This window comes from Schlesneria paludicola DSM 18645 (assembly GCF_000255655.1).
Taxonomy (GTDB): Bacteria; Planctomycetota; Planctomycetia; order Planctomycetales; family Planctomycetaceae; genus Schlesneria; species Schlesneria paludicola.
The window spans coordinates 3,127,746-3,152,878 of the sequence record NZ_JH636434.1; the positions used below are offsets into that span (position 1 = coordinate 3,127,746).

Sequence of the window (25,133 nt, forward strand, 5' to 3'; positions counted from 1 at the left end):
GAGAACTCTCACCCGATCCCGTTGTTTTCAACACCGAATCGAGGAGAGGATAACGAATCGTCGGCGGTGCAGCGAATGAGCGACCTTCGCTGCACCTGGCAGTTCGATTAAGCCTGAGGCGGTTCAACTGGAAACCTTCTCGACCGGCACGACATCTTCCGCGGCAATCGAATACCCGCGACCGCGAATCGTCTTGATGATCGATTCCGAACGTCCCTGGTCGAGCTTTCCTCGCAAGCGATTGACGTGAACCTCAATGACATTCGTCGTTCCGTCCCAGTTGAACCCCCAAACATGTTCACACAGCATTTTTCGCGTGACAACTTGCCCCGCGAATCGCATCAGCAGCTCGAGCAAACTGAATTCAATGGGTGTCAGGTCGACGTCTTTCCCGTCGCGAGATACACGCCGCGTCGAAAGGTCCAGTGTCAGGTCGGTGACGGCCAGGACAGGAGTCGGCCGAACGCTTGTCCTTCGGACAACCGCATTCAATCGGGCCAGCAGTTCCGCAAACTCGAACGGCTTGGGGATATAGTCATCCGCGCCGGAATTTAACCCCGTCACCCTGTCCTGAACAGACCCCATCGCCGTGAGCAAGACAACGGGGGTCATGACCCCCCCATTTCGAATCTCTCGCAATAGCTCCAGACCGCTCTTTTTGGGCAACATCTGATCGAGCACAATCGCGTCGGCTTGTTGCGATTGCGCCGCCGCGGCGCCCGATTCACCGTCTTGCATCCAGTCACATTGATAACCAGCTTCGGTGAAACCTTTGACAAGCGCTTTCCCGATTGCCGGGTCGTCTTCGATGACCAAAACTCGCATTTCTTGACACTCCTGTATGCACGCATTTGCGCAAGGGGCCTATTCCATCTCTAAGACGAATCTGAGCAGAATTGTTGACTGTCGAATACAGTGAGAGTGACACCTGTCGGGGATGTAAGTGTATCCATCCTTCTCGCCGATTTCTTGCCCTCATATATTAATTATGACGCATTCTTTAGAAATGGGACGAAGGGTAAAGCAGTTCACGTGCAAGATTCCATCCCCCAGACAGACCCACTATCACCCGGCACTGCCCACTCAGACTTCACGGCCGAACTCAAACGCCTGATCGAACATGCGGGAGCGTTACTTCCCTCGCAAGGCCCCATCACGGCATTCGTGTTCTTGAACACGCTGCAGGCGATGGAGGATCTGCCCTTCGATGAAGGCGTCCAAAAAGGGGCGAGACTGTTCGGCTGCCAGCCCTATCTGACCGAAGACAACTATCGCGATAAGCTGGCACAAGATCGAATCCACCTGGACGATCTGGCGTTGGCGCTTCGCCGCGATTTGAAAGAGCAGGCCGATGTCGTCGTGAGCACGGTCGTGACACGTCACCAGTTGCGTCTGGCAATGCTCAAACACCCCCTGCGAACCGGCCCCACCGAGGAACTTCAGTGGTTCGTCGCCGAAACCGACGCACTCACCAAACTGCGGCCCGACACACCGTCGTCGGTTCGAGATCATTTTCTCATCGACACCAAACACTGGGTGATGCGAGATCTACGCACCAAGCTGAATCATGCACCGCGACAGCCACAGTCCCCCAGCGAACATCCGTTGTCGATCATCGAATTGATCGATCGGTTCGGCAAGTCGTCGATCGAACGATGGACACCCGCCACGTGGGAAGCCTTCTCGCTGCAAGCGCTCTGGCGAATCTGCCGGAACGGAATCTTCGGCGTGGCCCCCTCGGCCGAACAGGTACTCATGCCCGCGCGACATCGTGACCTGATCATACGCGCCACCGAATTCGACACGGACAGCCTGGTCCACCCCGTGCTGATTCGATTCTGTGCCTCGTTCGCCGATCAAGGATTTGCGAACTGGTCGCTGCCCAATCGAGACGGAGGAATTTTCAAATCGTTCCTGACGCTGTATTCCCAGCCCAGCGGCCCTCCCGACGAGTGGATGGCGCAGCTGCCTGGAGAACTCACACGCATTCAAAATGCCAACATGACACCGATCGAATCGGTCATGGAGTCGCTCGATCTGCTGGGGGTTTCGCACCATGAGTGGAATGATTTCATCACCGCCAGCCTGCTTGCCTTGCGAGGTTGGGCTGGTCTGATCTGGCAGTTGGAAGTTCGTCCTGATCGGCAGGCCCTGTCAGCCAATCCCGGCAGCCTGATCGAATTTCTGGCCATCCGCCTGATCCTGGAACGAATGGCCCTGAAGTATTCGGCCAGCCAGCTACTGAAATTCGACGGTCCTTTGGCTGAGTTGCGGCAAGTTGCAACCTCGTTCTTGCCGACCGTCACACACACCAGCGTCGAGCAGCGAGCATTCCAAATTTTCCAGTTGGCGCAGGTCCTGGGCTGGTCGCCAGCGACATTAAGCAGGTTGCAGGCCCACGACTGGACGGATTTGATTCACGAGATTGAATCTTTCACTTGCATGGAGCGCCGCCGGATCTTCCATCAGGCGTTCGAGCGACACCTGCGGGCGCAAACACTCGACGCACTATCAGTACACTGTCAGTCACCGTCGCAGCGAATTGAATCGCCGAGATTTCAGTCGGTCTATTGCATCGACTCGCGCGAGGAATCATTCCGACGCCACCTGGAAGAGGTCTGCCCCCAGGCGGAAACATTCGGCGCTGCGGGATTTTTTAGCGTGCCGATGTATTACAAGGGCGTGGCCGATGCACACTATGCCGCACTCTGCCCCATCGTCATCATGCCTCAACACTGGATTACGGAAGAAGTCGACGCGACTTTAGAAGCCTTGCACCTTCGCCGTGCCAAGACGCGGCGCGTCCTTGGTGCCGCGTCTCACAGCGTCCATGTCCGCAGCCGCAGCATTGCCGCAGGGGCATTGTTGACGACGAGTTTTGGTGTCCTTGCCTCGATTCCGTTGGTTGCCCGAGTGCTCTTCCCGCGTCTGACATCAAGAATCCGGCGACGCGCCAGTGCCTTTGTGCAGCCGCCCCAAATCACACGATTGAGACTGGAACGAAAATCACCAAACCCCGGTCCCACGGGTGACGGAATCGGCTTCACCGTCGACGAAATGGCGACGATGGGCGAGCGATTGCTGCAAGACATCGGCCTGACCAGCAATTTTGCGAGGTTGGTTTTCTTCTTTGGACATGGCTCGTTTTGCTTGAACAATCCGCACAAGTCCTGCTACGACTGCGGTGCCTGTTCGGGCAGTGCCGGCGCGCCGAATGCGCGGGCCTTGGCGGCGATCTTGAATGATCCACGCGTGCGTGAGATCGTCAAAAGCCATGGATTGGTGATCCCCGACGAGACTCATTTTCTCGGGGGATTGCACAATACCTGCAATGATTCATTGACGTTCTACGACATTGATCGCCTGCCCGAATCACACAAGGCCGATTTCGAATTCGCGAAAGTGCAATTGGAAAACACCTGCGAACGAAATGCGCACGAACGTTGTCGGCGGTTTCAATCGGCCCCCCTGGATTTGTCGTTCGCGGGCGCACGTCGGCATGTCGAAGGACGATCCGAGGACTTGGCGCAAACGCGGCCCGAGTTCGGAAACGCTTCGAATGCAATCTGTTTCGTCGGCCGACGCGGCCGCACGCGCGGTCTGTACCTCGACCGACGCTGCTTCATGCACTCGTATGACCCCGCCGCTGATGACGAGCAGTGCACGATCCTGGGGCGGATTCTCGGTGCCGTCGTTCCGGTCTGTTCGGGCATTAACCTTCAGTATTTTTTCTCGTACATCGATTCACCCGGCTGGGGCTGCGGGACCAAGCTGCCCCACAACGTGACGTCGCTGATGGGTGTGATGGACGGTGCACAAAGCGACTTGCGCCCCGGGCTGCCTTGGCAAGGCGTGGAAATCCACGAACCAGTCCGGTTGCTAATGGTGATAGAAACGACTCCCAACGGCATTCGCCAAATCATGGCCCGTAGCGAGACCGTGCGCAATATCATTCACAATGGTTGGGTGCAACTTGCCCTGATTGACGCCAATTCGAGTAAGATTCTTGTCTACCGCGATGATGAATTTCATGTCTTCGACCCCAGCGTGACCGATTTACCCAAAGCAAATTCGTCACTCGACTGGTATCGTGGCTGGCGCGAACATCTGGGATTTGCACAGATCGAGGCCTGATCGAGGCCGGCCACGGATGAAATAATCGGAGAAGAATCCAAAACCATGTCCATGTTTGATCGCGAGCTTGCTTTCAAAGCACTCGGGTTGCTTGTCGTGGGTGCCCCCGTTGCGATGTTCGCGATACTTGGGTTGGCATCGTTGCTGCGAGAACGCCCACTGTCCGAGCGGACGATTGCACGCTGCGTGCAATCGGGCATTCTGACAGGGCTCGTTGCGGCCGTCGCGATGCTAACTATGATGCTCGTTTACGACGACACGCAGGTGCCGATTGCGTTTGGCAGCTGGGTCCACGTCAGTGATCATGTGCACGCGCACTATCACTTCGTCTTCAAATTTGAATTCGATCGTCTGTCCGTTCCCTTTGTGATTCTCACGTTTGTGCTCTGTGGCACGGTCGGCGCATTCGCCAATCGGTACCTGCACCGCGAACCCGGTTTTAATCGCTTTTTCGTGCTGCTGTCGCTCTTCGTCGTCGGGATGGTCACCACGTCGCTGGCCGGAACGATCGAAACGCTCTTCAGCGGTTGGGAACTGATTGGATTGTCGTCTGCATTGCTGGTCGCGTACTTTCACGAACGTCCGGCCCCGGCTTCGAACGGACTGCACGTCTGGATTGTGTATCGCATTTCGGATGCGGCGTTGCTCTTAGCATCCGTCGCGCTGCACCACATGAAGGGGGAAGGGGATTTCGATCAATTCTTGATTGGCGAATGGCCTTTTGGCACTACCGTACTGACGTCGGGTCAGGCGTTTTTCGTTGGTCTGCTGTTGCTGGTCGCCGCGATGGGAAAATCGGCGATGGTCCCTTTCTCAGGCTGGCTACCCCGCGCCATGGAAGGCCCCACGCCATCCAGTGCCGTGTTCTATGGCGCCCTGTCCGTTCACTTGGGCGCCTTTCTCTTGCTGCGTTTCAGCCCCATTCTGCACCAGTCTGTTCCACTGCAGGTCATTGTCGTTCTGGTGGGCTTGACGACCGCGATCTTCGCCAAGTTCGCAGGGGAAGTTCAGACGGATATCAAAAGCGCACTCACGTTCGCCTCGATGACGCAAGTCGGATTGATCTTCGTCGAAATTGGTTTGGGATTTCAGTACCTGGCGTTGATTCACATCCTCGGTCACGGTTGTCTACGAACACTGCAGTTCCTGCGTGCCCCGACCATTCTGCACGACTACCGCATCATGGAAGACGCGATCGGCGAACGATTGCCGCAGTTTTCCGGTGCCTGGCTCAGTCGCATCAGCGAACAGCAGCGCACCTGGTTTTATCGTCTGGCCCTGGAGCGCGGGTACCTCGACGCGTTTCTCAAAGTGAAGCTCGTACGGCCATTCCTCGATGTCTTGCGGCACTGTGATGCACTCGAACGCCGCTGGACACAGAAGTTGTCCGGAACAAAGACGGTGGAACCAATTCCTTCAGAGACGCCCGCCACGCTGGAGGAATTACTATGAGTGAACTGAATTTTCCCTGGCTCGAAGCATCGGTCTTCATCTGCTTGTTCGGCGCCATCTGGGTCGCCTTTGTTCGTGATCCGTTCGTCGCCAGTCGGCGTTCGCTGGTCTTCAACAGCTTGGCACTGTTTACATCGGTCGGTGCGTGGATTGACTACGAATTCCTGCTCCCGCAAGGCGATGCTCAGGATCTGTGGAATCCGCTGACAGATCTGGTGGGGCGTCCCATCTTCGTGATCGACCCGCTAAGTGCACCGCTGCTATCTCTGGTTGCGCTCCTCTATTTTCTGGTGACACTAACAACCCTGCGGACGAAGATCCGACGGTTCTCGTTCGGTTGGACGCTGGTCTCAGAAGCGATCGTCCTGGCAACATTCAGCTGTGAAGACCCGTGGTTGATCATTGCCCTGCTTGCCGCGGGAACGATCCCGCCGTATGTCGAGTTGCGGGCTCGTGGTCAAAATACCGGCGTTTACGTCAAGCATATGTTGCTCTTCGTCATCCTACTGGTCATCGGTTGGACATTCGTGGAAATGGAAAGCCAGAAGCGCGTCCATTCGCTTGTTGCCATTATTCCGCTGCTGATCGCCGTCTTCATCCGTAGCGGGATCGCTCCCTTCCACTGCTGGATGAGTGACCTGTTTGAGCGCGCCACGTTCGGAACCGCGTTACTGGTTGCCATGCCACTTGTCGGAGCCTATGCCACGATTCGCCTGGTGCTTCCGATCGCCCCGGACTGGGTCATGCGGACCATCGGCCTGTTGTCTCTGATGACGACGGTCTATGCGGCGGGAATCGCTTTGGTGCAGACCGATGCCCGCCGTTTTTTTTGCTATTTGTTCCTGAGCTATTCCGCAATCGTGATGGTTGGACTGGAAGCGGTCACGCCAATCAGCCTGACGGGGGCTCTTTGCATGTGGATGGCTGTCAGCGTCTCGCTGGGGGGATTCGGCCTGACACTTCGCGCGCTCGAGGCCCGCCGTGGCCGATTGTCGCTCGTCAATTTTCAAGGGCTTTACAACCACACCCCCGCCCTTGCGGCCCTGTTCCTGATCACGGGATTGGCGAGCGTCGGCTTTCCCGGAACATTCGGTTTTGTGGGAACGGAAATGTTGGTCGATGGCGCTGTTGAAGCCTTTCCCTTCGTGGGGGTTGCCGTCGTCATTGCATCAACACTCAGTGGCATCGCCGTTGTACATGCCTACTTCCGCCTCTTCACCGGAACGCAGCATCACTCGATGGTTTCACTGGGGATTTGTCGACGTGAACGATTCGCCGTCTTCACGCTGATGGCGTTGATCTTCATCGGCGGCCTGATGCCGCAGTACAACGTGGCATCACGCCAGCGTGCGTCGGATCGAATTCTGAAATCACGCAGCGCGATTTCAGGCCACCCCATCCCAGAGGACGTTCACTCGGGACACGAGGCCGGATAAGCCAGAACCATGCACATACTGACAAGTTGCATGGGGCGGGGGCGGGATCACGAATGAGGGATCGGATGCCGTTGCTCGCCCCCCCGTCGTCGAGCAGTCCGCGAAACACGAGCAGTCGAGAAGCCACCGCTTCACCGACTGCGCCGCTGCCATCGCTCACAACTCGAGTTTCGGTTCGTGACGCCGCACGAGGAGCTTGGCTCGAATTTACTCCGAGCGAGGCCGCATCATCGAGACACTGGCTTTACCGACGATCCATCCAACTGCTGCACCGGCAAAAACATCACTGGGAAAATGTGCGGACGAAACAATCCGCTGCATTCCAACCAGGATTGCCATCGCGACGAACAACCAGCGACCACGCGGGTAGGCCGATGTCAGAACCACGGCCAACCCCACGGCCAGTGCGGTATGGGACGAGGGAAAGCTCTGCATCGCCCCACTCTCGTTGTAATCACGGACGAACGTGTCCCAGACCGATGTCGCAGACCAGTTGAAATCGCGTGGCCTGGTCCTGCGAACGAGCAGTTTGACACAGTTCGCCATCAGTCCGGCCCCCAGCGAGCCGGCAATCATCCAACCGAGACATCGCTTCTGACGCGGGTCCAATACGACAACCGTAATCAGAATAAGCGAAGCACCAAATCCGTGCCCGAATGCCTCGCAGATCTCCAGCATCTCGCGCAACGGACGGTCGATTCCTTCCGGCAACTGCTTTGCGGCAAACACAGTCGCAAGCGGCACATCAATGAGCAACGAACAGGCACTTGCCACCAGCAGCAGACCCGGCACCAGCCAGCCCGGCTTCAGTCGGGATCGCTCACCGTGATTCAATGATTCGCCCCCGATAACAGCATCCATCCGCACGCGCTCCACAGACACTTCAATGACGTCCTGCGCGGATCATAGTTCAGATCAATTTCGACAGGGAAGTTCGATTTGTCTGAGAATCGAAACGTCGAGATCTGACCGGCGTGTTGAACTTACAGAGGCAAGCAGCCGGACGTTCATGTTGTCTTGTTTTTTTGAGTCTGAGCGGAGCCCGTCCTTAGGATTTCAACACGCCTGGCGCAACCGGCTCACCTGAATCAATCGACGAAACGACCACACGATTACATCGGTCGCTCAGTCATTCATTTCCATGGATTTCCTTCAACCGTCGCGCAACGTTCGTCGACGATGATCCGCTCTGGACGAGGGCCGGCGTAGACCCAGAGCATTTCCATAGGGCCTTTTGACTCGTTGATGAAGTAGTGGACGCGTCCGCGTGGCTGCAGGGCTGTCGAACAATCGCTCATCGCATATCGCCGACCTTCCACGATGCACATCGCCGTACCCGAGATGATGCAGATCGATTCATCGAAATCATGAACGTGCGCGGGAAGGCGTCCGCCCGGTTGAAACAGTCCGTATCCGCCGCTCATTTCGATGCCCGGCATCAGATCTTCGTTGAAGCAGTCGATGAATTCCGTATTCGGCCCCGCAACGCCTCGTTTGGCCGTTGCGAACCGATTGACGCGTTCCGCACCGGGAATCCCGGTCGCATCATCGGGCATCGACCGGCGCGTGAAAAACCGATCCACGAGGGTTCGCGCGGGGGTGTCCGTAGCCATCGCGATATGAAGCACGGCCGCTTCGGTCATCGAGCTATTTCGAGCGGCGTGTGCCACGCCCGGCGGAATGACGGCGTTGTCCAGCTTCTTCATTGCGTAGGAACGGCCTTCCACGTCAATCGTGACCGATCCGCTCAGCAGTGTGATCGACTCGGTGAAGGTGTGCGTGTGATAGGGCAAGACGGCGCCAGGCGTCAACGTGACGATGCCCGTCGTCAAATTGCGCGCGCTGTTATGGCGTCCGACCAGACACTCAAAATTCACTCCGCGCGCAATTTCGACACGTGGCCCGCTGCCCACCGGATTCATCAGTTCGTCGCGGTCGGGACGCATCGATTCGGGGGGACGGGTGAGCGGGGCTGCAGGCACCGTGGACGCCGTTGGGACAAACGACGCCTGGATCGCGCGATCGCGTCCAACTGCCACCAGAGACGAACGGATCGATCGGACCAGTAGCCCGGTGTCCATCCCCAGACCGATCATTCGAAACCCATGCGATTGACGTTCGCGCAGGTTTTCCTGACTGGTTGCGAGTAATCCGCAGTGTCGCCCCGAGCGGCGAATCGCGTCTTTGGCCTGGAGAATCTGTTCCGCGACACCAGGCCCTTCCCACTGGCCGCGATGCCCGGCGCTCGAGGAAAGGTCGGCTGGACCGAAGAACATCACCTCGACGCCGTCGACCTGACACATCAACGGCACGTCGCGAATGCCGCGAACGGTTTCCACGATCGGAACCACGAGCACATTTTCGTTGGCTTCGGCAGTGTGTTCGACCAGACATTGCCCCCAGCAGGTCGCACGTTCGCCACCGATTCCTCGAACCCCGTCCGTGGGATAGTGCGAGTACGCCACGGCCTGTCGAAGCTGTTCGGCGGTTTCAATCCATGGGACGACAACGCCGTCAGCGCCAATATCCAGGGCTCGCTTGATCAATCCCACGTTGTTTTCGGCAATGCGGACCAGCGCGACGGTGTCGCTTCGAACCGTCGCCCGCAGATGCTCGACAATTTCTTTCCAGTCGAGGTGCCCGTGTTCCGCGTCAATCACGACCCAATCGAGCCCCAGGCCCACCGCAATCTCGGTGACGCTGGGCGATTCCAACGTGATCCACATGCCGAAGACCGGTTGATCCTCGGCCAGCTTGCGGCGAAATTTGGTCAAGGCGGCGGTTTTCATCGACAACCTCGGAAAGCGCACCTGGGCGAAGAAATCGGCAATAATTGCCGCATTGCAAATTCGATACACAATTCGTTGGGGATCGTATCGACAGGGGCTTGTGCCGCTCAACAGAGGGAACCATCCCATCTTGATGAAAACGACGCGATCTCTATCATCAAATCAATCTCTGTGAGAGTTTGTGGCCATTTGTGAAGGCTCCATCGTGTCTGGCAGCCATGGTATCGAAATGGACGGCACCCGTTTCTGGGTGAAGCATCGCCGGCGCATATACGGCCCGTTCGACTACGAATGGGCTCCGGATTTTTGTGGCGTCGAGATGCTGTACAATGGCCAGAAATTTGGCGAGTACTGTAGTGCCGATGAGATCTTCGCGGACCTGAAACCATTCCACCTCCCGATGTGCGTCGTCGATGTGACCAGCATCGTCATGGGGTGCGTCCTGTTCGGGGTGTTGAACGGGTTGAAGGAATCAGAACGGCTGCAACTCCTCTCACGCAGGTTACGTGAACTGGGCTACGAGCAATTCGCACCTGAGAACTGATGCGATCACCGGCCGTTCATCGCCGTCTGATGGATCACATCGGTTGATCAACCTGACGGGATCAGTCCAGTCGTGCAGGTCGTAACGGCGGGCCCGCCGCATTTGACGGAAGGGCGATCAGGATGTCCGCCCGCTTGCGAAAGGCGTGATATAGTCACTAATGGCATCGCCCCACGGTCCAGACAGGTTCGTGAGCCTCGCCCGCAAACTGGCTGGCTTACAGCGAGTTCATCCACGTATCAGTTCCGATTTGACGCTCCACGAGAACTCGATTCTCAGAGCCCTGATTGCGCAACGTCTCTTGTTCGCTGAATGAGCAGCTGTTGTGTCGAAACAGATCCAGACGCCCTGGTTGACGAGTTGGCAAATGTCTCAGAGTCACGCGATGAATGCACCTGTTTCTCAACCTGCAAAAGATGATCCATACTGGGGACAGTCGCTCGCCAGCGTCGGGGTGAAAACCATCGATCGCACGCTGAGTGCCAACGCGAATTGGGACGAGATTCTGCAATCGGGCCGCGAAGAAGTCGCACTCGCTCTCAGTGCGGCAAAAATGAAGACCGGGCGATCGTTGCGCCTGCTCGATATCGGGTGCGGGATCGGCCGACTGTCGTACTGCCTCGCTGAGCATTTCGGCGAAGTGGTCGGCGTTGATATTGCAGAGCCCATGCTCGTCGAAGCGCAATCACACAATTCCTCGACCAATGTGACCTTCCGCCCAATGTCGCTCACCACCATCGAGCCGGGACAGGACGGAACCTACGACACGATATTTGCCAACGAAGTTTTCCACTATCTGAACTGGAAAACGCTGACACGCTATTCCGAGGACGCGTATCGGTTGCTGCGTCCGCATGGCGAGTATGTCTTTCAAATGAATATGGAGCCATTCTCGCTGGTGACGCGTGCCAGCCTGGCACTCAGAACCGTCCTCTATGGGATCGGGGTGAAGCAATGGCGCGGCTGGCCAACCAGCCCGCAATTCATGCGGCATTATCACCCGGCCTCGGCAGTCCACACGATGCTGCAGAACGTGGGCTTTCAGGACGTCCGCGTCGCTACCGGACGTTCCATTCGACAGACGTGGTTTGTCGCCAGACGCCCTTAGTCGCCTGTTTCAGAAACTTGGGTGACATTGAGGCTCACAGCTGGCGAATTCACAGATCACCGTGCATTCGCCTCGTTTCATTTGCCACATTCTAAATTTGACGTAAGGTTCCGGGGGCGGCGGTTGTCGTCGTCATACTCGGAGTTGAATTGATGTCCCTCAACGTTCAAATGGCCCGTCGGTCGGCCAGACGTCCGCGAACAGATCGGCGTTCCGGCGCGGCGTCGGTCGAATTTGCGGTGTGCCTGCCCATGATCGCGGCGCTCGTGTTCGGAGTCATTGAGACTTCCAACGCTGTCTTTCTACAGCAGGCATTGACCGCCTCGGCCTATGAAGCGGGGAATGTCGTTTCCGCAATCGGGGGTACATCGGCATCGGGTATCGCGCGTGCCAACACCGTTCTGACGGGACTGGGAATTAAATCCGCGACGATTGCGGTCAACCCCAATGTCGATGCCAACACCCCGGTTGGCACCACAATCGTCATTACCTGTTCGGCGAAGCTCAGCAGCAATTCTGTGACGAGTTGGTGTCTAAGCGGACGTACTTTTACAGCAAACTACACGGTCCCTCGCTTATGAACTGGATTGAATTTTGGAGTCGGAAAAAAATGCTCGGTGGAATTGAGCATCGCCCTGGAATGGGGGCGAACTCACAATCTGAACGACGCGGCGCCGTCATTCCGCTGGTTGCCGTCTTTGTCGTGGTGCTGATCGCGATGGCCGCGCTGTCAATCGACGTGGCCTACATTCAACTCGTCCGAACGCAATTGAAAGCGGCGACGGATGCCGCCGCCAAGGCGGGAACATCCGCACTGGTGCAGGGGAAAGCGGACGCGGAGGCCACCGCTGCGGCCATCGCCATGGCATCGCTGAACAAAGTTGCCGGAAAACCGCTCTCCATCTCTGCCTCGGACATCGTGCTGGGACAGTCGATTCAGCAGGCCGATCGAACCTGGGCCTTCGTCGCGGGATTGAAGCCCTCGCAGGCCGTGCAGGTCACATCAATCCTGTCGAACGCCAGTACAAACGGCAGCGTCCCGCTGCTATTCGGCCCGATCCTGGGCACGAAAACGTATTCGACGTCAAACACGTCCGTTGCGTCGGCATTTGCCTGCGAAGTTTGCCTGGTCATGGATCGATCGCACTCCATGTGCTTTGACCAGACTGGAACCCAATTCAGTTATCCGCCGCCGATTTACACGAATATCAATCAGGGAATCAAAACACCACCTGTGACCGGCAGCCGTTGGCTGGCACTGCAAGCGGCGGTGAGTTCGTTCTGTGAAATTCTTAGTGCCGCCAATGCACCACCCCGTGTAGCCGTCGTCACCTGGGCGGATACGATCGGCACGAACACAACGGAATATTCTCTGACCGGACAGACGTCCCCCGCAGTGACAGTTGATCTGGGGCTGACGTCCACGATGTCAGCCGTCAGTGCCGCGGTCCGCGCCCGTTCGACAAACGTGATGCTGGGCGCGACCAACATGTCTGCCGGCATGGATCAAGGGACGGCGATCCTGACCGCCAGCAATGTTCGGCCGTACGCCAAAAAAGTGATGATTCTGATGACCGATGGGCAATGGAACTCGGGACGCGACCCGGTGGTCGCTGCATCGGATGCGCTGGCGAAAAACATCACAATTCATTGCATCTGCTTTCTGAAGAACTCGGATCAAACGACGACTCAACGGATCGCATCGATGACGGGTGGCCAGTTCTACTATGCCAGTGACGCCGCGAGCTTAACGGCCGCATTTCAGAAGCTGGCGTATTCGTTGCCTGTCGTCCTGACCAAGTAAGTTTACGGCTCGACGTGCATTGCCACGTCGACGATTTGACGGCGAAGTATCCACCATGAACGTGATTCGACGACAGCCATCACCCCCGTCACGTCGGCAAGGCGCCGCGACGGTCGAATTTGCGATCGTCGCCCCGATCGTGCTGGCGGTATTTGTGGGGGCCATCGAATTCGCCCGGGCCAACCAGATCGCAAATGCGGCCGCGTTTTCGGCGTATACCGGCTGTCGCCAGGGAATTATTCCCGGTGGTTCGGCAACGGCCGCAACGTCCGCCGCGCAAACGATCCTGGACGCCAATTTCATCGGCCGCAGCAGCATTACGGTGACGCCGTCAACGATCACCGACACCACAACCACGATCACCGTTGGTGTGGCGGTCAGCATGGACAGTGTGGGATGGATCACGCCGATGTTCACGAAGTCAAAGACGATTCTTCGAAGCTGTACACTCACACGAGAAAAGACCGCCGGGAACTAGTCCGAGTCCGCTTTGATTTCGGAGGGTCGCGGACCGCGAGGAGTTTCTCTTCAAACTGCTCGTCACCAAGTTCCCGTTCGGCAACGCGTCCTCCTCATCGGAAGTGAGTGCGAGGTTCCCAGGTCACGCTGCTGCTCGACAGAAAACAAGATCGCATGAGGCGTCACCAAGCGGAATTCAGGTAACGAGGAGAACAATAAATGGGACTGGCTCCGCAAGGTGCCTGTCCCATTTGTTGCCACCACGACCGGAACAACGTGGTGGCTCGTCTCGATCCTTCTCGGACGGCTTACTCGTCCGCGGGCTCTTCAGCCACGGGTGTCGAGATCAGGTCGAGTCGCTTTCGCATTAGATGGATGTCCATGCTGGCGATGGTCAGTACTTGCGTCGTTTCCCAGGCAAGCGGCATGATGAATTTGGCCTCTTTGGGCGTGCGCACGACCAGCAGGGCGTCATCACTGGTCAATTCCGGACGCGTCAAACGATCCACCGATCGATACAGCAGGGTGCCGGGATGCAGTTCCTTTTCGATCATCACGTACGGGGGATCGAAAAAGACAATGTCGTACGGATACCATTCGCCGCCCTGGGCCTTGAACGAGCACCGCAGACAGTCAACGCGCCAGCACAGCGTTCGATCCTCGACCTTTAAGCTCGCAACGTTCTTCACGAGTAATTCGTGGGCGCGATGGTCCTGCTCGCAGAATACGACACTTTTCGCACCACGGCTCAGGGCTTCAAAGCCAAGCGAGCCTGTTCCGGAATAGATGTCGAGCACCTTGCTGCCCGGCATCCGATGACGGATGTGATCAAACAACATCACCTTGGCGCGATCGATAATCGGACGAGTCGTTTGACCAGGATTGGTCAGCAATGTTCGTCGACGAAACTGTCCGGCAATGATTCGCATTCACGGTCTTTCCACTCGAAACACCCACGACGCGATGACCGGTAACGGTCACCTGCGACCGCCAGCCATCTCGCGTGATTCTTTGACCTCTTCCCATTCCGCCAGGGACATGACGACTTCCCGAGCCTGGCTGCCATTATAACCGCCGACGATGCCGTCTTCGGCCATCCAGTCGATCATTCTGGCTCCACGTCCGTATCCGACGCCAAGTGCTCGTTGTAACAGCGAGACACTTCCGCGTCCTTCGCGAATCACGGTTTCCACGGCATCGTCATACAAATCGTCCCGCTCACGCGGCTCGCTCGATCCGCCGCCTTTTCCACCTTTGCCCGACGCCGGAGCGGCTTTCAGTTGAACGAGTTCTTCATCGTATTCGGGTTCCTGATCTGCGAAGAACTCGATCACTTTGTTGACTTCGTCGTCGCTGACGTACGTCCCCTGAGCACGCTGAAGCGCGCTCGTTTCTGGGGCCATGTACAGCATATCTCCTTTGCCCAACAGTTTGTCGGCCCCCATCTCATCCAAAACCACGCGGCTGTCCATGCGGCTGGCCACCTGGAAGGAAATTCGGGCCGGCAGATTGGATTTGATCAGTCCCGTGATCACATCCACCGTTGGCTTTTGTGTCGCGAGAACCAGATGGATCCCGACGGCACGCGATTTCTGCGCAAGCCGTATGATATGGCCTTCGACGTCCTTACCGGAAGTCATCATCATATCTGCCATCTCGTCGGCGACGATGACAATGTACGGAATCGATTCCGGAATCAACGCGGCTTCTTCGGAATCGGCTTCCAACCCCAGCTTTTTCAGGACTTTCTCACGGCCCAGCTTGTTGAAACTGTCGATGTGGCGAACACCGACGGCCGACAGCAACTGGTAGCGTTCTTCCATCTTCTCGACGGCCCACCCCAGCACGGCTTCCGCCTTCTTCATGTCGGTAATCACCGGATGCATGAGGTGCGGGATGCGGCTATACGGGCTCAATTCGACCATCTTTGGGTCGATCATCAGCATCTTGACCTGCTCGGGTGTCCGCGTCATCAGCATCGACACGATCAGCGTATTCAAGCAGACGCTTTTTCCTGTCCCCGTGCGGCCGGCAATCAACAGGTGCGGCATCTTGCACATATCGACGACGAGCGGCTTTCCACTCGCGTCTTTGCCCAGAAACATGGGAATCGCCTTCGATTCAATGTCGGCGCGACACGAATCGATCAACTCCTTCAAACGTACCATCACCCGCACATCGTTGGGAACTTCCACCCCAACCGTGTTCTTGCCCGGAATCGGCGCGATCACGCGCACAGACGGGACGCGCAAGGCAATTGCCAAATCGTCGGCCAGCGACGTCACCTTGGACAGCCGCAGCCCTTTTTCAAGCTCCAGTTCGAACTGAGTGATCACGGGCCCAGTGTCAATTTCGACCACTTTGACGTTCAGCCCGAACTCCTGGAATGTCTTTTCCAGCTTCGCCGCGGCGGACTGCGCTTTTGCAGCCAGGATATCATACGGAAACGCCTCGGCGTCTTCGAGAATCGCCGTCTCGGGCAGACGATGCGGAACCCGTTCGAACGCGGGTTCTGGCAATGAGGCAACATCGACGGGCGTCATCCCCACAGGCGGATTGACACGAATCGGTGAACGATCGGGTGACAGCGAGAACTCGGTCACGTGGGGTTCGTCAGCGGGAATCGGCAGAGGTTCGAGTTCCTCGACGATTTCGTCGTGAAGCGCAACGGTTTCGACCGGAATCTCTTCCGCCAGTGGAATTGAATCCACGACCGCCTCTGGAATCGATTCCAGAGGTTCTTCGCACGGCGTCAAGATCGTCGCGATGGCCGCTGCCGCTTCCGGCGACAACGCACCATCTTGCACAATGATTTGCGTTGTCTGAGCGGGGACTAAGACCGGGGGCGCGTTGATCCGAATCGGTGACGCAACCAATTCCGGCTCGACCACCGGTTCAAACGCCGACTCACACATGGGGATGGTCTGGATCTCTGCCTCATTGGGCACGGCCTGAACCGGGGGACGAGGATCAACGGGTACCGCGGGCTTGACGCGCGGCGGATCAGACGGACGACGTCCGAATGCCAGGCGACTCCACATTGTGATCGGGAGCAAAGAAAAACAGACTGCGGTTTTCGCCAAGTGCTGTTCACCCGTCAGCAAGAGGCCAGCCAAAGTCATCGTGGCCAACAAAATCAGGCTGCCAACACGAGAGAAGTGCTGGTCGAGCAAGATCGCGCCCCAAGCCCCCAGATAGCCACCACTACCCGTCATCGAACCGGACACAGAGAGCGGCATGTACCATTGCGCCGTGACCGAAACGGCGGTCACGATCAGGCACGCACCACAGAACCGAACGACGGGATCACGATAAACGTCGCGGGCGAGCAGGCGAATATCGAGGACAATCAGTGCGATCAGGACGAAGTACGCCCCGGCTCCAAACGAAACGATCAGATCATGAGCCACGCGTGCCCCGACGAATCCGCACAAATTGGTCGGATGTGCGTGGGGAGGATAGATCACATGGGCAGGCGGATCTGCAGGGTGATAACTGACGAGGCTCAATCCGACAAAGACGGCCATCGCCAGCACGGCGAGCGCCAGCAGATCGGTCCTGAGCCGCCCGTAGTCGATCATGATTCCCTCGCCAGCATGAGTCCCTTCGCCTGTCGAGCTCACCAGGCCAACCCACCCCGTCACAATGCGGTCGCGAGCTGATGCCTGTTGGCTCTGCCGTCGAAATCCAGGGTCCAACGGCATACCAGGACCGAGTTTCCTCAATGTGAGCGAACACCGCTCGCCACCTGAGAAAACTCTCTTGAGAAAACCTAGCACCGATTTCGCGAGACGATGAAAAAAAGCCACAGGTTGCGACGCGTTTTCGCCACACCTGATCGGGTCACGCCAATTAAACCGAAACCACCGGTTGTGCCAAAAGGGAAGGCCAAAGCTTCGCCGCACTGCCCCGACAGGTTCGTGATCGTCGTCCGCAGGCAAGCCGATCTGCTCGCCGCGAGTTCATCGCGACGCCACCTTAGCAGTCTGTTGACGTAAGGGGGGACAGGCACCTTGGCGTTGACGATGTTATGGCGTTTTTTACGCTAGCCGGAGCCAGTCCCCGTTACTTCAACAGAAGTTTAGGCCAACGGTTCCACTAAGTGGTTTTCAATCCATTGCCAAAGCTCGCGGGCGACATCGGACTTTGTTCCCGAGTATTTGACGACGCTCTGGCCGGATTGATTGATGATTTCGATCTGGTTGTCGGTCGAACCAATGGCAGTCGGGCGGTTCAACACAATCGCGTCGCAATTCTTCTGCTTCAGCTTACGCAGGGCATTAATGTGTGCAAATTCGTCGGATTCGAGCGCGAACCCCACGATCCACCGAGGTCCTTTTTGTTGCCCCAGATCCGCCAGAACGTCAGCCGTCTCGACCAGCTCCAACTCCAGTGACACGCCTGTTTTCGCGAGTTTTCCTTGAAAGCGTTCACGTGGTCGATAGTCGCAGACCGCCGCCGTGGCGATTACGCCCTGACACCCGACAAACAGTCGATTACAGACGGTATGCAATTCTTCGGTGGTCTCAACCTGATGCACTTCGCATCCGAGCGACGGCGTCAACGAGACCGGCCCACTGACCAGAACCGCTTCATGGCCTGCGGCCAGCACAGCTTCCGCGATCGCATAGCCCATGCGTCCACTGCTGGCGTTCGACAGATAGCGAACATCATCCAGATACTCGCGCGTAGGTCCGGCTGTGATCAGAATTCGCATAGCGCTGCCGTGGGATCTAGGTAAATGGTTGCGACGAAGAAGCCAACAGTTTTGTCATCGCGGCCAGAATCTCGGCTGGTTCCGCCATGCGTCCTGCGCCGACCTGCCCGCAACTCAACCATCCAGAACCGGGGTCCACAAAATGAACGCCATCCTCACGCAACAGTTTTACGTTTCGCTGGACGGATTTTTTGGCCCACATCTCGCAGTTCATGGCCGGTGCCACGAGCATGGGGCAGGTAGACGTCAGCACGAGCGTCGTGAGCAGATCACCCGCAAACCCACCCGCGGCCTGCGCGAGAAAATGTGCCGTCGCGGGAGCCACGACGAACAGATCGGCACGCTGGGCCAGTCCGATATGTTCACCACGGAAGTGCTCGACAGGGCGAAATGTGCTCGAGTACACAGGACGCCCGGTCAAGGCCTCGAACGTTGTCGCACCGATAAACTGGCTTGCCGACTCGGTCATAACGACCGAGACCGACGCACCCGTCTGGATCAGCTTGCTACACAGGTCAGCCACTTTGTAAGCAGCGATCCCACCTGTAACCCCCAGCAATATTTCGCGACCGTTCATAATTCGGTGTCGTCGAGATTACATGTCGTCGAGCGACGGGCCACTGGAGAAGTGACGCTCGCGGTTTTCGTCATTGCGGGTCATCACAGCACCGCTGGCGTCGAGGAAAATCTTATCTTGAATGATTTCCTGAACGACGATTTCCATCGCGTTCTTCGACTGCAGTTCCACCAGAGGGCGGGTTCCGCGATTCAACGCAACCATCCGCTTTTGAATCAACGAGGACAGCTTGAAACGGCCGCCAACCTTCTTAACGATCTCTTCTTCCTTCAGTTCGTCGAGCATAACCGTCTTCCAATTCTTCGTTAAAAGCCTGACCCCATTGGGCCCAAATTGATCTTCGGAGTTGCCGTCTCTGTTTCAAACGCGATGCTTCGCGATTATTGCATTGATCTCGTTCACAGTCTGATTCAAATCGTCATTAACGACTTGATAGCAGTATCGATCGGCCAAGGCCAGCTCTTCATGCACCTTCCGCAGCCGCCGTTGAATGGTCTCTTCTGAATCGGTACCACGGTTTCGCAGACGTTGTTCGCAAATTTCCAAGGACGGTGGCTGCAAAAAGATCGTCAAAGCGTCCGGGTAGAACTCGATAACCTTTAATGCACCTTGAACGTCGATTTCCAGAAACGCCCAACCCTGCAGATCTTTGGCGCGCTGGATCTCTGATTTTAGCGTACCGTACCAGTATCCGGCACCAAAGACTTCCGCAGTTTCCAGAAATTCCCCATGATCGCGGCGTTTCACAAATTCGTCTGTCGTCAGGAAATAGTAGGATTCGGCCTCGATTTCCCCTTTTCGCTGGGGGCGCGTCGTTGCCGACACCGCCTTCACCAATTTCACCGGCGATTCGCGAATCAGACGTTCGACGACAGTTGTCTTGCCGCTACCGCTAGGTCCCGACAAAACGAGGATCTGAAAGTTATTGGGCCCGACACGTTCGGTCATGCCACATCACTCCACGTTCTGAACGATCTCGCGAATTCGCTCGATGCTCGACTTCATGTCGACCGCCGAATGGGACAGATCAATATGATTGGCCTTGGAGCCAATTGTATTCACTTCTCGAAACATTTCCTGGCACAGGAAATCGAGCTTGCGGCCGGGTGCGTTCGCCTTATCGATCAGCGTCAGAAACTGGCTGATATGACTGCGCAGTCGAGTAATTTCCTCGTGGATATCGCATCGATCCGCATAGAGGGCAACCTCACGCAAGACATCCGCAGGCTCAACCCGAACATCTGTTCCCGCGAGCAAATCACGCGTCCGCTGCACCAACTTTTCGTGATACTCTTGAGCTACCTGTGGTGCAATTTTGACAACCTGCCCCAGTACATCCTCCACAGACTTCAGAAGCTGTCTCAACTCACCGGCCGTCGCTTCCCCTTCTTTTCGGCGAAACTCTTGCAGATGCAGTGCAGCGGCTTTGACCGCTTGCTCGACAAGTGGCCAGACAGCCTCGACCGCATCCGAGCTCAACCCGTTCTCGTTGAGGACCCCGGGTAGATTCAACAGGCGAACGGGATCGGGTGCTGGCACGGACAGTTCTTGCGCAATTTGATTTAACTGGTGCCAGTAAGCCTTCAGCATCTCGGCATTCAGTCGCGGTCCGCCGAGTGTGGCCGACTGGTCAATGCGCACTGACAGGTGCACCGTCCCGCGTGAGATCGAGTCGCGCAATAGCCGTTCGAATTCCGCTTCTTGCTGCTGCAACCCATCGGGGCAGCGGAGCGAAAGCTTGAAATGTCGGTTATTGACTGTTCGGATCTCGACACGGCAATAGGCCTGTTCATTCTGAACAGACCCCTCGCCATAACCCGTCATACTGAGCAGCACGGAATCTACCCGAAAAGAGTTTTGCGCAGGCCCCGAAAGCCCTACTCGGGCTGCTTTGCCGGAGTTGGCTCTGGTGTCGGCTCAGCAGGCTTTGCTTCTTCCACCTTTGGAGTCTCTGACTTTTTCTCGTCAGCGGGTGCCGCTTCGGACTTAGCCGCCTCACCAGCCTTCGCTTCCTCTGCTGGTTTGACTTGCTCAGCGGGCTTCGCGTCTTCGGCCGGCTTGGCGTCGACTGCCGGCTTCGCGTCGGCCGGCTTCTCTTCCGCCTTCTTGTCGCCGTCTGTCTTCGCACCTTCAGGGATCACCACAGGAGCTTTTGGCTGATCTTTGCCAATACCGATCTCGGCTTCGTCACCGGGTGTCGATTCTTTCGGGTCTGCCTTGATGACGTCACCCGGCTTGATCGCGTCACTCTTCTCGTCTTTGAACACCGAAGAATCGGTCCGTCCGGTGCTGGCATGGTGCAGCGCAACAACACTGCCAGCGCACAACAGGATCCAAGCGGTCGCGACGCCGATGGTGATGCGTGTAAAGACATCGCCGGCCTTGGTGCCGAATGCGCTTTGTCCGCCCATCCCGCCAAACGCACCGGCAAGACCGCCGCCGCGTCCGCGTTGGAGCAGCACCAGACCGATCAAAAACAATCCTGAGAACATCAACAACGTCATCAGGACATACGAAAACATGACCATGAAACCGACATCCTTCCAGGCTCAGAAAACGAGCTTCACGAGATTGTAGCGACTTCGCTGGCAGCCCGCACGATGGCGAGGAACTGGTCTGCTTTGAGGCTCGCCCCACCGACCAGCGCACCGTCAATGTTTGGCTTGGCCAGCAGTTCCTTGGCGTTGTCGCCCTTCACGCTACCCCCGTACTGAATGCGAGTTGCATCCGAGACAGACGAACTGAAGCGGGTCGTCAACCACTTGCGAATGTACGCATGGGTCTCTTCCGCCTGCTCGGGCGATGCCGTGACTCCGGTGCCAATGGCCCAAACCGGCTCGTAGGCAATGACGACGCGTTCCATCTGAGCGGCAGTCAAATTCAACAGCCCCTTCGCGAGCTGAACTTCCAACACCGCCTCGGTCCGGCCAGACTGACGGTCGTCCAGCAATTCACCAATGCAAAAGATGACCTTCAGGCCGCGATCCAATGCCGCCAGCACCTTTTTGTTGATGATTTCATCGGTGTCACCGAAGAACTGACGACGCTCGCTGTGGCCCAGAATGACCCACTGACAGCCAACGTCGAGCAACATCTCGATGGCGACTTCGCCAGTGAATGCGCCGGGCTTCTCGTTGGAGGCATTCTGTGCCCCCAGCACGACTTGCGAGCCGCGCAGGGCCTCGGCAACAGGTAGCAGGAACGGAGCAGGAGGGCACACCCCAACTTCGACACCGGACAGCTTCCCATCAAGGCCCTTCACGACATCCGCCGCCAGCGATTTCGCGGACTGCAGGGTCGTGTTCATTTTCCAATTGCCGACGATAAACAAGGACCGTTTCAAATGACTACCCAATCAGTTCGCTGCGAGGATATGAGCCTAAGACTTCCATTCGAACTGCCAGGCGGGCCAGGTCATCCAGCGTTCGCTTGACCTTGGCGTCTTTCGAGTGGCCTTCGCAGTCGATGAAGAAAATGTAGCCGCTCTCGGGGCCACGTAAAGGGAACGACTCGATCCACGTCAAGTTGATCTTGTTCTGCTTGAACGACGCCAACGCATCGGCCAACGCTCCCGGTTTATCACCAATCTGCAACAACAGCGACGTGCGATCGCGACCCGTTGGGCCGATTGGCTTATCGCCAATCATCGCGAATCGCGTGACGTTGTTCTTGTTGTCCTCGACGGAGTCCGCGAGGATCTGCAGCCCATATTCAACGGCGGCCTGCTTACTGGCAATCGCCCCCGCCCCGGGTTTATCGCGAGCCAACTGTGCGGCGGTCGAAGTGCTGGTCACTTCAATTAACCGGGCCTGCGGCATATTGCGGCTCAACCAGTCACGGCATTGCGACAGCGCCTGCGGCTTACTGTAAACCTCGTTAATTTCGCCCCGCGAAACTTTTCCGAGCAAGTTGTGATGAATACACAACTGGATTTCGCCACAGATTCGAAGCGGCAAACGAGTGAACATGTCGAGCGTGTCGATGATTCGACCATCGGTGCTGTTCTCGATTGGAACCACTCCGAAATCGGCATGACCGCGGTTCACCTCTTCGAAGACGGCGGCAATCGTGTTCACCGGAATCAAATCAGACGATTCGCCGAATCGCTCAACAGCCGCCATGTGCGTAAAGCTAAATGCAGGGCCGAGATATGAAACGCGACGAGGCCGAACACGGTTCCGAACCGCGCTCAAAACCTGGCGGAACACACCGCGTACAGCATCCGCAGGCAGGGGCCCCTGATTTTCACTTTCAATCCGCTTCAGCAGATCGTCGTCGGAACGCGGATCGTACGTTGCTGACCACCAGTTGGGGTCTGCTTCGATCAATTTCGCAGTCGCGGCAGCACGGCGATTGAGCAGCTTGAGGATTTCGTTGTCCAGCCGTGCCATTTCCTGGGCGGAACCGGCCGAGGCCTTCGCGGCAGTATTGGTTGGCGCTTTCGCGGAAGCCGGTGCAGTGTTTGACTTTACGGGCTTCTTCGGCACCGGTTTACTGGCCATCCAAGCGACTCCAAGATGGGTTCGTTACGCTTCACCGAATCTAAATGAGAGAGATCGTCAAATTGACGGGAAATCTTTTTACAGGTGAGCTTCGCTGATTGTCAAGGAGACCGCCCATGCAACGAAAAAAGCCCTGGCAAACGACTTCCGTTTGCCAGGGCTTCGGCAATTCGGGGTATTTAACCCTTCTGAACCAAGCGCGCGGCCATCGCGCCGGGGCTGTGGTCATAGCAATCCTTCTCATGCCACAAAGGTACTCCCGCGGCATATCGCGCGGCGAGCATCAGCACTTTTTCCTCAGAACCAGGCTTGGCTACAGTCGGAGCACCGGGATCAATGCCCAGCGATTCAAAATCAATTTCCTCGAAGCTTTCGCCGCCTTCGAGTTCAGACTCTTCGAGACCTTCAACGTAATCCAAATCGGATTCCATTTCGTCAACTTCAAAGTCAAACGACATTCGTTAGCTCCACAAGCCGCTATACTAGACGAGTTTTAAGCACTGCTCCATGCAATGAGACCGCCGACTATGGTCGCGGAATCTCAATTTCGACCGGGCATTGTTAAGATCATGGGGGTAAATGTCAACGATTTTCTTTTTCTCTCAAAAAACATTCCGAATCGATCTTCGGACCCCCTGCACACATCCCCTGATCGTACAGAGCGGCTGAAATCGCCGAAGACCAGTCTTGTGAGACCACCCCGACGAGCGGATACTTGTCTCGCCGTGTTCTGCTGTTGATCACCTCGTGCAACGACTAGAACTGCTGCCAACACGCCGATCATCTGCCGCGAATTTGGGCAGCCCACCTACTTTGGTCAACATAAGCAAGCTATGTCATTTCGCCGTTACCTCCTCGCGTCGCGATCACCACGTCGACTCGAACTTTTGCAATTAATTGTTCACCCAGACCTGATCGCCGTTCGCCCACCCGCTTCGTCCGAAGAGGCGGGATTCGACGACTGCGAAGACCTCGCTTCCATTCGCCAAAGGATGCTCGAGATTGCCCGGCACAAGGCCAATCAGGTGCGCAATGAGCTCAACGCAGAAGAAGAAGGGCTCTTCGAACGGCCTCGCACCTTGATCATCTCCGCCGACACGACGGTCATTATCACAGAAGGCCTCAGCCGCCCCCAGGTCCTGGGGCAGCCACCAGAATCAGAGGACTGGCGTGAAATCACGCGCGATTGGTTTCTGACACACCTGGCAGGCAAAACCCATCTCGCCGCGACGGCGGTATATGTCGTGACGCCTGATGGCCGATCGTCAGAGCGGATTGTGGAAACACGCGTGACGTTTCGCTCGGATGTTTCGCCGTGGCTCAATTGGTACCTTTTGACCGGCGAACCACGAGGAAAGGCGGGAGGCTACGCACTGCAAGGAGCAGGTAGCGTTTTTGTTGAGCGCGTCGAAGGCAGCCTCACCAACGTGGTGGGATTGCCTCTGGAAGCACTTCTCGAACTGTTCGCAGAAGTGGCCTTGAGGTGATGTGACATCTCTCCGCCCGCAGCATATCGCCCCGCAACCCACCAATTTTCGCGTACATCAGGGATCGCAGGTATTGCCCTCGTCCATGTGGGTGGCGAGAATTCCGCGATCGACGAACTGGGGC

General features: G+C 57.0%; 23 protein-coding genes. 9 read left to right on the plus strand and 14 right to left on the minus strand.

Annotated elements, in window-relative coordinates:
- Nucleotides 1–123: 123 nt before the first annotated feature.
- Complete coding sequence (locus OSO_RS0115410; RefSeq protein ID WP_010584145.1) at nt 124–825, minus strand: response regulator transcription factor; 702 nt, start codon at nt 823–825, stop codon at nt 124–126.
- A gap of 207 nt (nt 826–1,032) precedes the next feature.
- On the opposite strand from OSO_RS0115410, the gene OSO_RS0115415 reads away from it, so the two are divergent.
- From OSO_RS0115415 to OSO_RS0115425, 3 genes are read left to right on the plus strand one after another with little or no spacing between them, the layout of a single operon-like run.
- Nucleotides 1,033–4,134 (plus strand): DUF2309 domain-containing protein, encoded by a 3,102-nt coding sequence (locus OSO_RS0115415; protein WP_010584146.1) that lies wholly within the window; start codon nt 1,033–1,035, stop codon nt 4,132–4,134.
- A gap of 45 nt (nt 4,135–4,179) precedes the next feature.
- Complete coding sequence (locus tag OSO_RS0115420) at nt 4,180–5,586, plus strand: proton-conducting transporter transmembrane domain-containing protein (RefSeq protein ID WP_010584147.1); 1,407 nt, start codon at nt 4,180–4,182, stop codon at nt 5,584–5,586.
- Nucleotides 5,583–7,022 carry a proton-conducting transporter transmembrane domain-containing protein gene (locus tag OSO_RS0115425; RefSeq protein ID WP_010584148.1) on the plus strand — a complete coding sequence of 480 codons (1,440 nt, stop codon included), beginning with the start codon at nt 5,583–5,585 and terminating at the stop codon, nt 7,020–7,022. Before OSO_RS0115420 ends, OSO_RS0115425 begins: the two co-directional genes overlap by 4 nt.
- 207 nt (nt 7,023–7,229) lie before the next feature.
- Here OSO_RS0115425 and OSO_RS0115430 read toward each other — a convergent pair whose 3' ends face one another.
- Complete coding sequence (locus tag OSO_RS0115430; RefSeq protein WP_010584149.1) at nt 7,230–7,883, minus strand: phosphatase PAP2 family protein; 654 nt, start codon at nt 7,881–7,883, stop codon at nt 7,230–7,232.
- A gap of 272 nt (nt 7,884–8,155) precedes the next feature.
- Nucleotides 8,156–9,811, minus strand: a complete 1,656-nt coding sequence (locus OSO_RS0115435; protein ID WP_162130548.1) for an aldolase/citrate lyase family protein — start codon at nt 9,809–9,811, stop codon at nt 8,156–8,158.
- Nucleotides 9,812–10,016: 205 nt separating this feature from the next.
- Here OSO_RS0115435 and OSO_RS0115440 point away from each other — a divergent pair, with 205 nt between their 5' ends.
- From OSO_RS0115440 to OSO_RS43660, 5 genes are all read left to right on the plus strand, one after another.
- Nucleotides 10,017–10,355: a hypothetical protein gene (locus tag OSO_RS0115440; RefSeq protein WP_029247057.1), complete on the plus strand. Its 339-nt coding sequence runs from the start codon at nt 10,017–10,019 to the stop codon at nt 10,353–10,355.
- 367 nt (nt 10,356–10,722) lie between these two features.
- Nucleotides 10,723–11,463 (plus strand): class I SAM-dependent methyltransferase, encoded by a 741-nt coding sequence (locus tag OSO_RS48035; RefSeq protein ID WP_050986116.1) that lies wholly within the window; start codon nt 10,723–10,725, stop codon nt 11,461–11,463.
- A gap of 152 nt (nt 11,464–11,615) precedes the next feature.
- Entirely contained in the window at nt 11,616–12,044 is a 429-nt protein-coding gene (locus OSO_RS43655; RefSeq protein ID WP_010584153.1) for a TadE/TadG family type IV pilus assembly protein, read from the plus strand.
- Entirely contained in the window at nt 12,041–13,267 is a 1,227-nt protein-coding gene (locus OSO_RS0115455; RefSeq protein ID WP_010584154.1) for a vWA domain-containing protein, read from the plus strand. The genes OSO_RS43655 and OSO_RS0115455 overlap by 4 nt, the downstream gene beginning before the upstream one ends.
- A gap of 55 nt (nt 13,268–13,322) precedes the next feature.
- Entirely contained in the window at nt 13,323–13,745 is a 423-nt protein-coding gene (locus OSO_RS43660) for a TadE family protein (protein ID WP_010584155.1), read from the plus strand.
- A 289-nt stretch (nt 13,746–14,034) separates the two neighbouring features.
- Here OSO_RS43660 and rsmD read toward each other — a convergent pair whose 3' ends face one another.
- The 11 genes from rsmD to OSO_RS0115515 form a co-directional block, all read right to left on the minus strand.
- Nucleotides 14,035–14,655: a 16S rRNA (guanine(966)-N(2))-methyltransferase RsmD gene (gene rsmD, locus OSO_RS0115465; protein WP_010584156.1), complete on the minus strand. Its 621-nt coding sequence runs from the start codon at nt 14,653–14,655 to the stop codon at nt 14,035–14,037.
- A gap of 48 nt (nt 14,656–14,703) precedes the next feature.
- Nucleotides 14,704–17,430, minus strand: coding sequence for a DNA translocase FtsK (locus OSO_RS0115470; protein ID WP_010584157.1), 2,727 nt, complete (start codon nt 17,428–17,430; stop codon nt 14,704–14,706).
- 377 nt (nt 17,431–17,807) lie between these two features.
- Nucleotides 17,808–18,443 carry a phosphopantothenoylcysteine decarboxylase domain-containing protein gene (locus tag OSO_RS0115475; RefSeq protein WP_010584158.1) on the minus strand — a complete coding sequence of 212 codons (636 nt, stop codon included), beginning with the start codon at nt 18,441–18,443 and terminating at the stop codon, nt 17,808–17,810.
- 16 nt (nt 18,444–18,459) lie between these two features.
- Entirely contained in the window at nt 18,460–19,020 is a 561-nt protein-coding gene (locus OSO_RS0115480) for a flavoprotein (protein WP_010584159.1), read from the minus strand.
- 18 nt (nt 19,021–19,038) lie between these two features.
- Nucleotides 19,039–19,305 carry a DNA-directed RNA polymerase subunit omega gene (locus OSO_RS0115485; RefSeq protein ID WP_010584160.1) on the minus strand — a complete coding sequence of 89 codons (267 nt, stop codon included), beginning with the start codon at nt 19,303–19,305 and terminating at the stop codon, nt 19,039–19,041.
- A 75-nt stretch (nt 19,306–19,380) separates the two neighbouring features.
- Entirely contained in the window at nt 19,381–19,968 is a 588-nt protein-coding gene (gene gmk / locus OSO_RS0115490; RefSeq protein WP_010584161.1) for a guanylate kinase, read from the minus strand.
- Nucleotides 19,969–19,974: 6 nt separating this feature from the next.
- Nucleotides 19,975–20,856 (minus strand): YicC/YloC family endoribonuclease, encoded by an 882-nt coding sequence (locus OSO_RS0115495; protein ID WP_029247058.1) that lies wholly within the window; start codon nt 20,854–20,856, stop codon nt 19,975–19,977.
- 41 nt (nt 20,857–20,897) lie between these two features.
- Nucleotides 20,898–21,548, minus strand: a complete 651-nt coding sequence (secG, locus tag OSO_RS51725; RefSeq protein ID WP_010584163.1) for a preprotein translocase subunit SecG — start codon at nt 21,546–21,548, stop codon at nt 20,898–20,900.
- Between the two features lie 35 nt (nt 21,549–21,583).
- A complete protein-coding gene (tpiA, locus tag OSO_RS0115505; RefSeq protein WP_083842909.1) occupies nt 21,584–22,363 on the minus strand; it encodes a triose-phosphate isomerase in 780 nt (259 codons plus the stop codon).
- Between the two features lie 4 nt (nt 22,364–22,367).
- On the minus strand, nt 22,368–23,522 hold the full coding sequence (gene pheA / locus OSO_RS0115510; protein WP_010584165.1) for a prephenate dehydratase: 1,155 nt from the start codon (nt 23,520–23,522) through the stop codon (nt 22,368–22,370).
- Between the two features lie 179 nt (nt 23,523–23,701).
- Nucleotides 23,702–23,980: a hypothetical protein gene (locus tag OSO_RS0115515; protein WP_010584166.1), complete on the minus strand. Its 279-nt coding sequence runs from the start codon at nt 23,978–23,980 to the stop codon at nt 23,702–23,704.
- Nucleotides 23,981–24,355: 375 nt separating this feature from the next.
- Between OSO_RS0115515 and OSO_RS48045 the strand changes: the two genes are divergently transcribed.
- Entirely contained in the window at nt 24,356–25,009 is a 654-nt protein-coding gene (locus OSO_RS48045; RefSeq protein ID WP_010584167.1) for a Maf family protein, read from the plus strand.
- Nucleotides 25,010–25,133: the final 124 nt, after the last annotated feature.

Bases quoted from the DNA above. Each gene is read 5' to 3' on its own strand.
- OSO_RS43655 (WP_010584153.1), top strand. From the start codon at position 11,616: ATGTCCCTCAACGTTCAAATGGCCCGTCGGTCGGCCAGACGTCCGCGA.
- OSO_RS0115485 (WP_010584160.1), bottom strand. From the start codon at position 19,305: ATGCTCGACGAACTGAAGGAAGAAGAGATCGTTAAGAAGGTTGGCGGC.
- OSO_RS43660 (WP_010584155.1), top strand. From the start codon at position 13,323: ATGAACGTGATTCGACGACAGCCATCACCCCCGTCACGTCGGCAAGGC.
- rsmD (WP_010584156.1), bottom strand. From the start codon at position 14,655: ATGCGAATCATTGCCGGACAGTTTCGTCGACGAACATTGCTGACCAAT.
- OSO_RS48045 (WP_010584167.1), top strand. From the start codon at position 24,356: ATGTCATTTCGCCGTTACCTCCTCGCGTCGCGATCACCACGTCGACTC.
- OSO_RS0115475 (WP_010584158.1), bottom strand. From the start codon at position 18,443: ATGCGAATTCTGATCACAGCCGGACCTACGCGCGAGTATCTGGATGAT.
- gmk (WP_010584161.1), bottom strand. From the start codon at position 19,968: ATGACCGAACGTGTCGGGCCCAATAACTTTCAGATCCTCGTTTTGTCG.
- OSO_RS0115425 (WP_010584148.1), top strand. From the start codon at position 5,583: ATGAGTGAACTGAATTTTCCCTGGCTCGAAGCATCGGTCTTCATCTGC.
- OSO_RS0115470 (WP_010584157.1), bottom strand. From the start codon at position 17,430: ATGCCGTTGGACCCTGGATTTCGACGGCAGAGCCAACAGGCATCAGCT.
- secG (WP_010584163.1), bottom strand. From the start codon at position 21,548: ATGGTCATGTTTTCGTATGTCCTGATGACGTTGTTGATGTTCTCAGGA.
- OSO_RS0115430 (WP_010584149.1), bottom strand. From the start codon at position 7,883: ATGGATGCTGTTATCGGGGGCGAATCATTGAATCACGGTGAGCGATCC.
- OSO_RS0115435 (WP_162130548.1), bottom strand. From the start codon at position 9,811: ATGAAAACCGCCGCCTTGACCAAATTTCGCCGCAAGCTGGCCGAGGAT.
- pheA (WP_010584165.1), bottom strand. From the start codon at position 23,522: ATGGCCAGTAAACCGGTGCCGAAGAAGCCCGTAAAGTCAAACACTGCA.
- OSO_RS0115480 (WP_010584159.1), bottom strand. From the start codon at position 19,020: ATGAACGGTCGCGAAATATTGCTGGGGGTTACAGGTGGGATCGCTGCT.
- OSO_RS0115420 (WP_010584147.1), top strand. From the start codon at position 4,180: ATGTCCATGTTTGATCGCGAGCTTGCTTTCAAAGCACTCGGGTTGCTT.
- OSO_RS0115455 (WP_010584154.1), top strand. From the start codon at position 12,041: ATGAACTGGATTGAATTTTGGAGTCGGAAAAAAATGCTCGGTGGAATT.
- OSO_RS48035 (WP_050986116.1), top strand. From the start codon at position 10,723: ATGTCTCAGAGTCACGCGATGAATGCACCTGTTTCTCAACCTGCAAAA.
- OSO_RS0115410 (WP_010584145.1), bottom strand. From the start codon at position 825: ATGCGAGTTTTGGTCATCGAAGACGACCCGGCAATCGGGAAAGCGCTT.
- OSO_RS0115515 (WP_010584166.1), bottom strand. From the start codon at position 23,980: ATGTCGTTTGACTTTGAAGTTGACGAAATGGAATCCGATTTGGATTAC.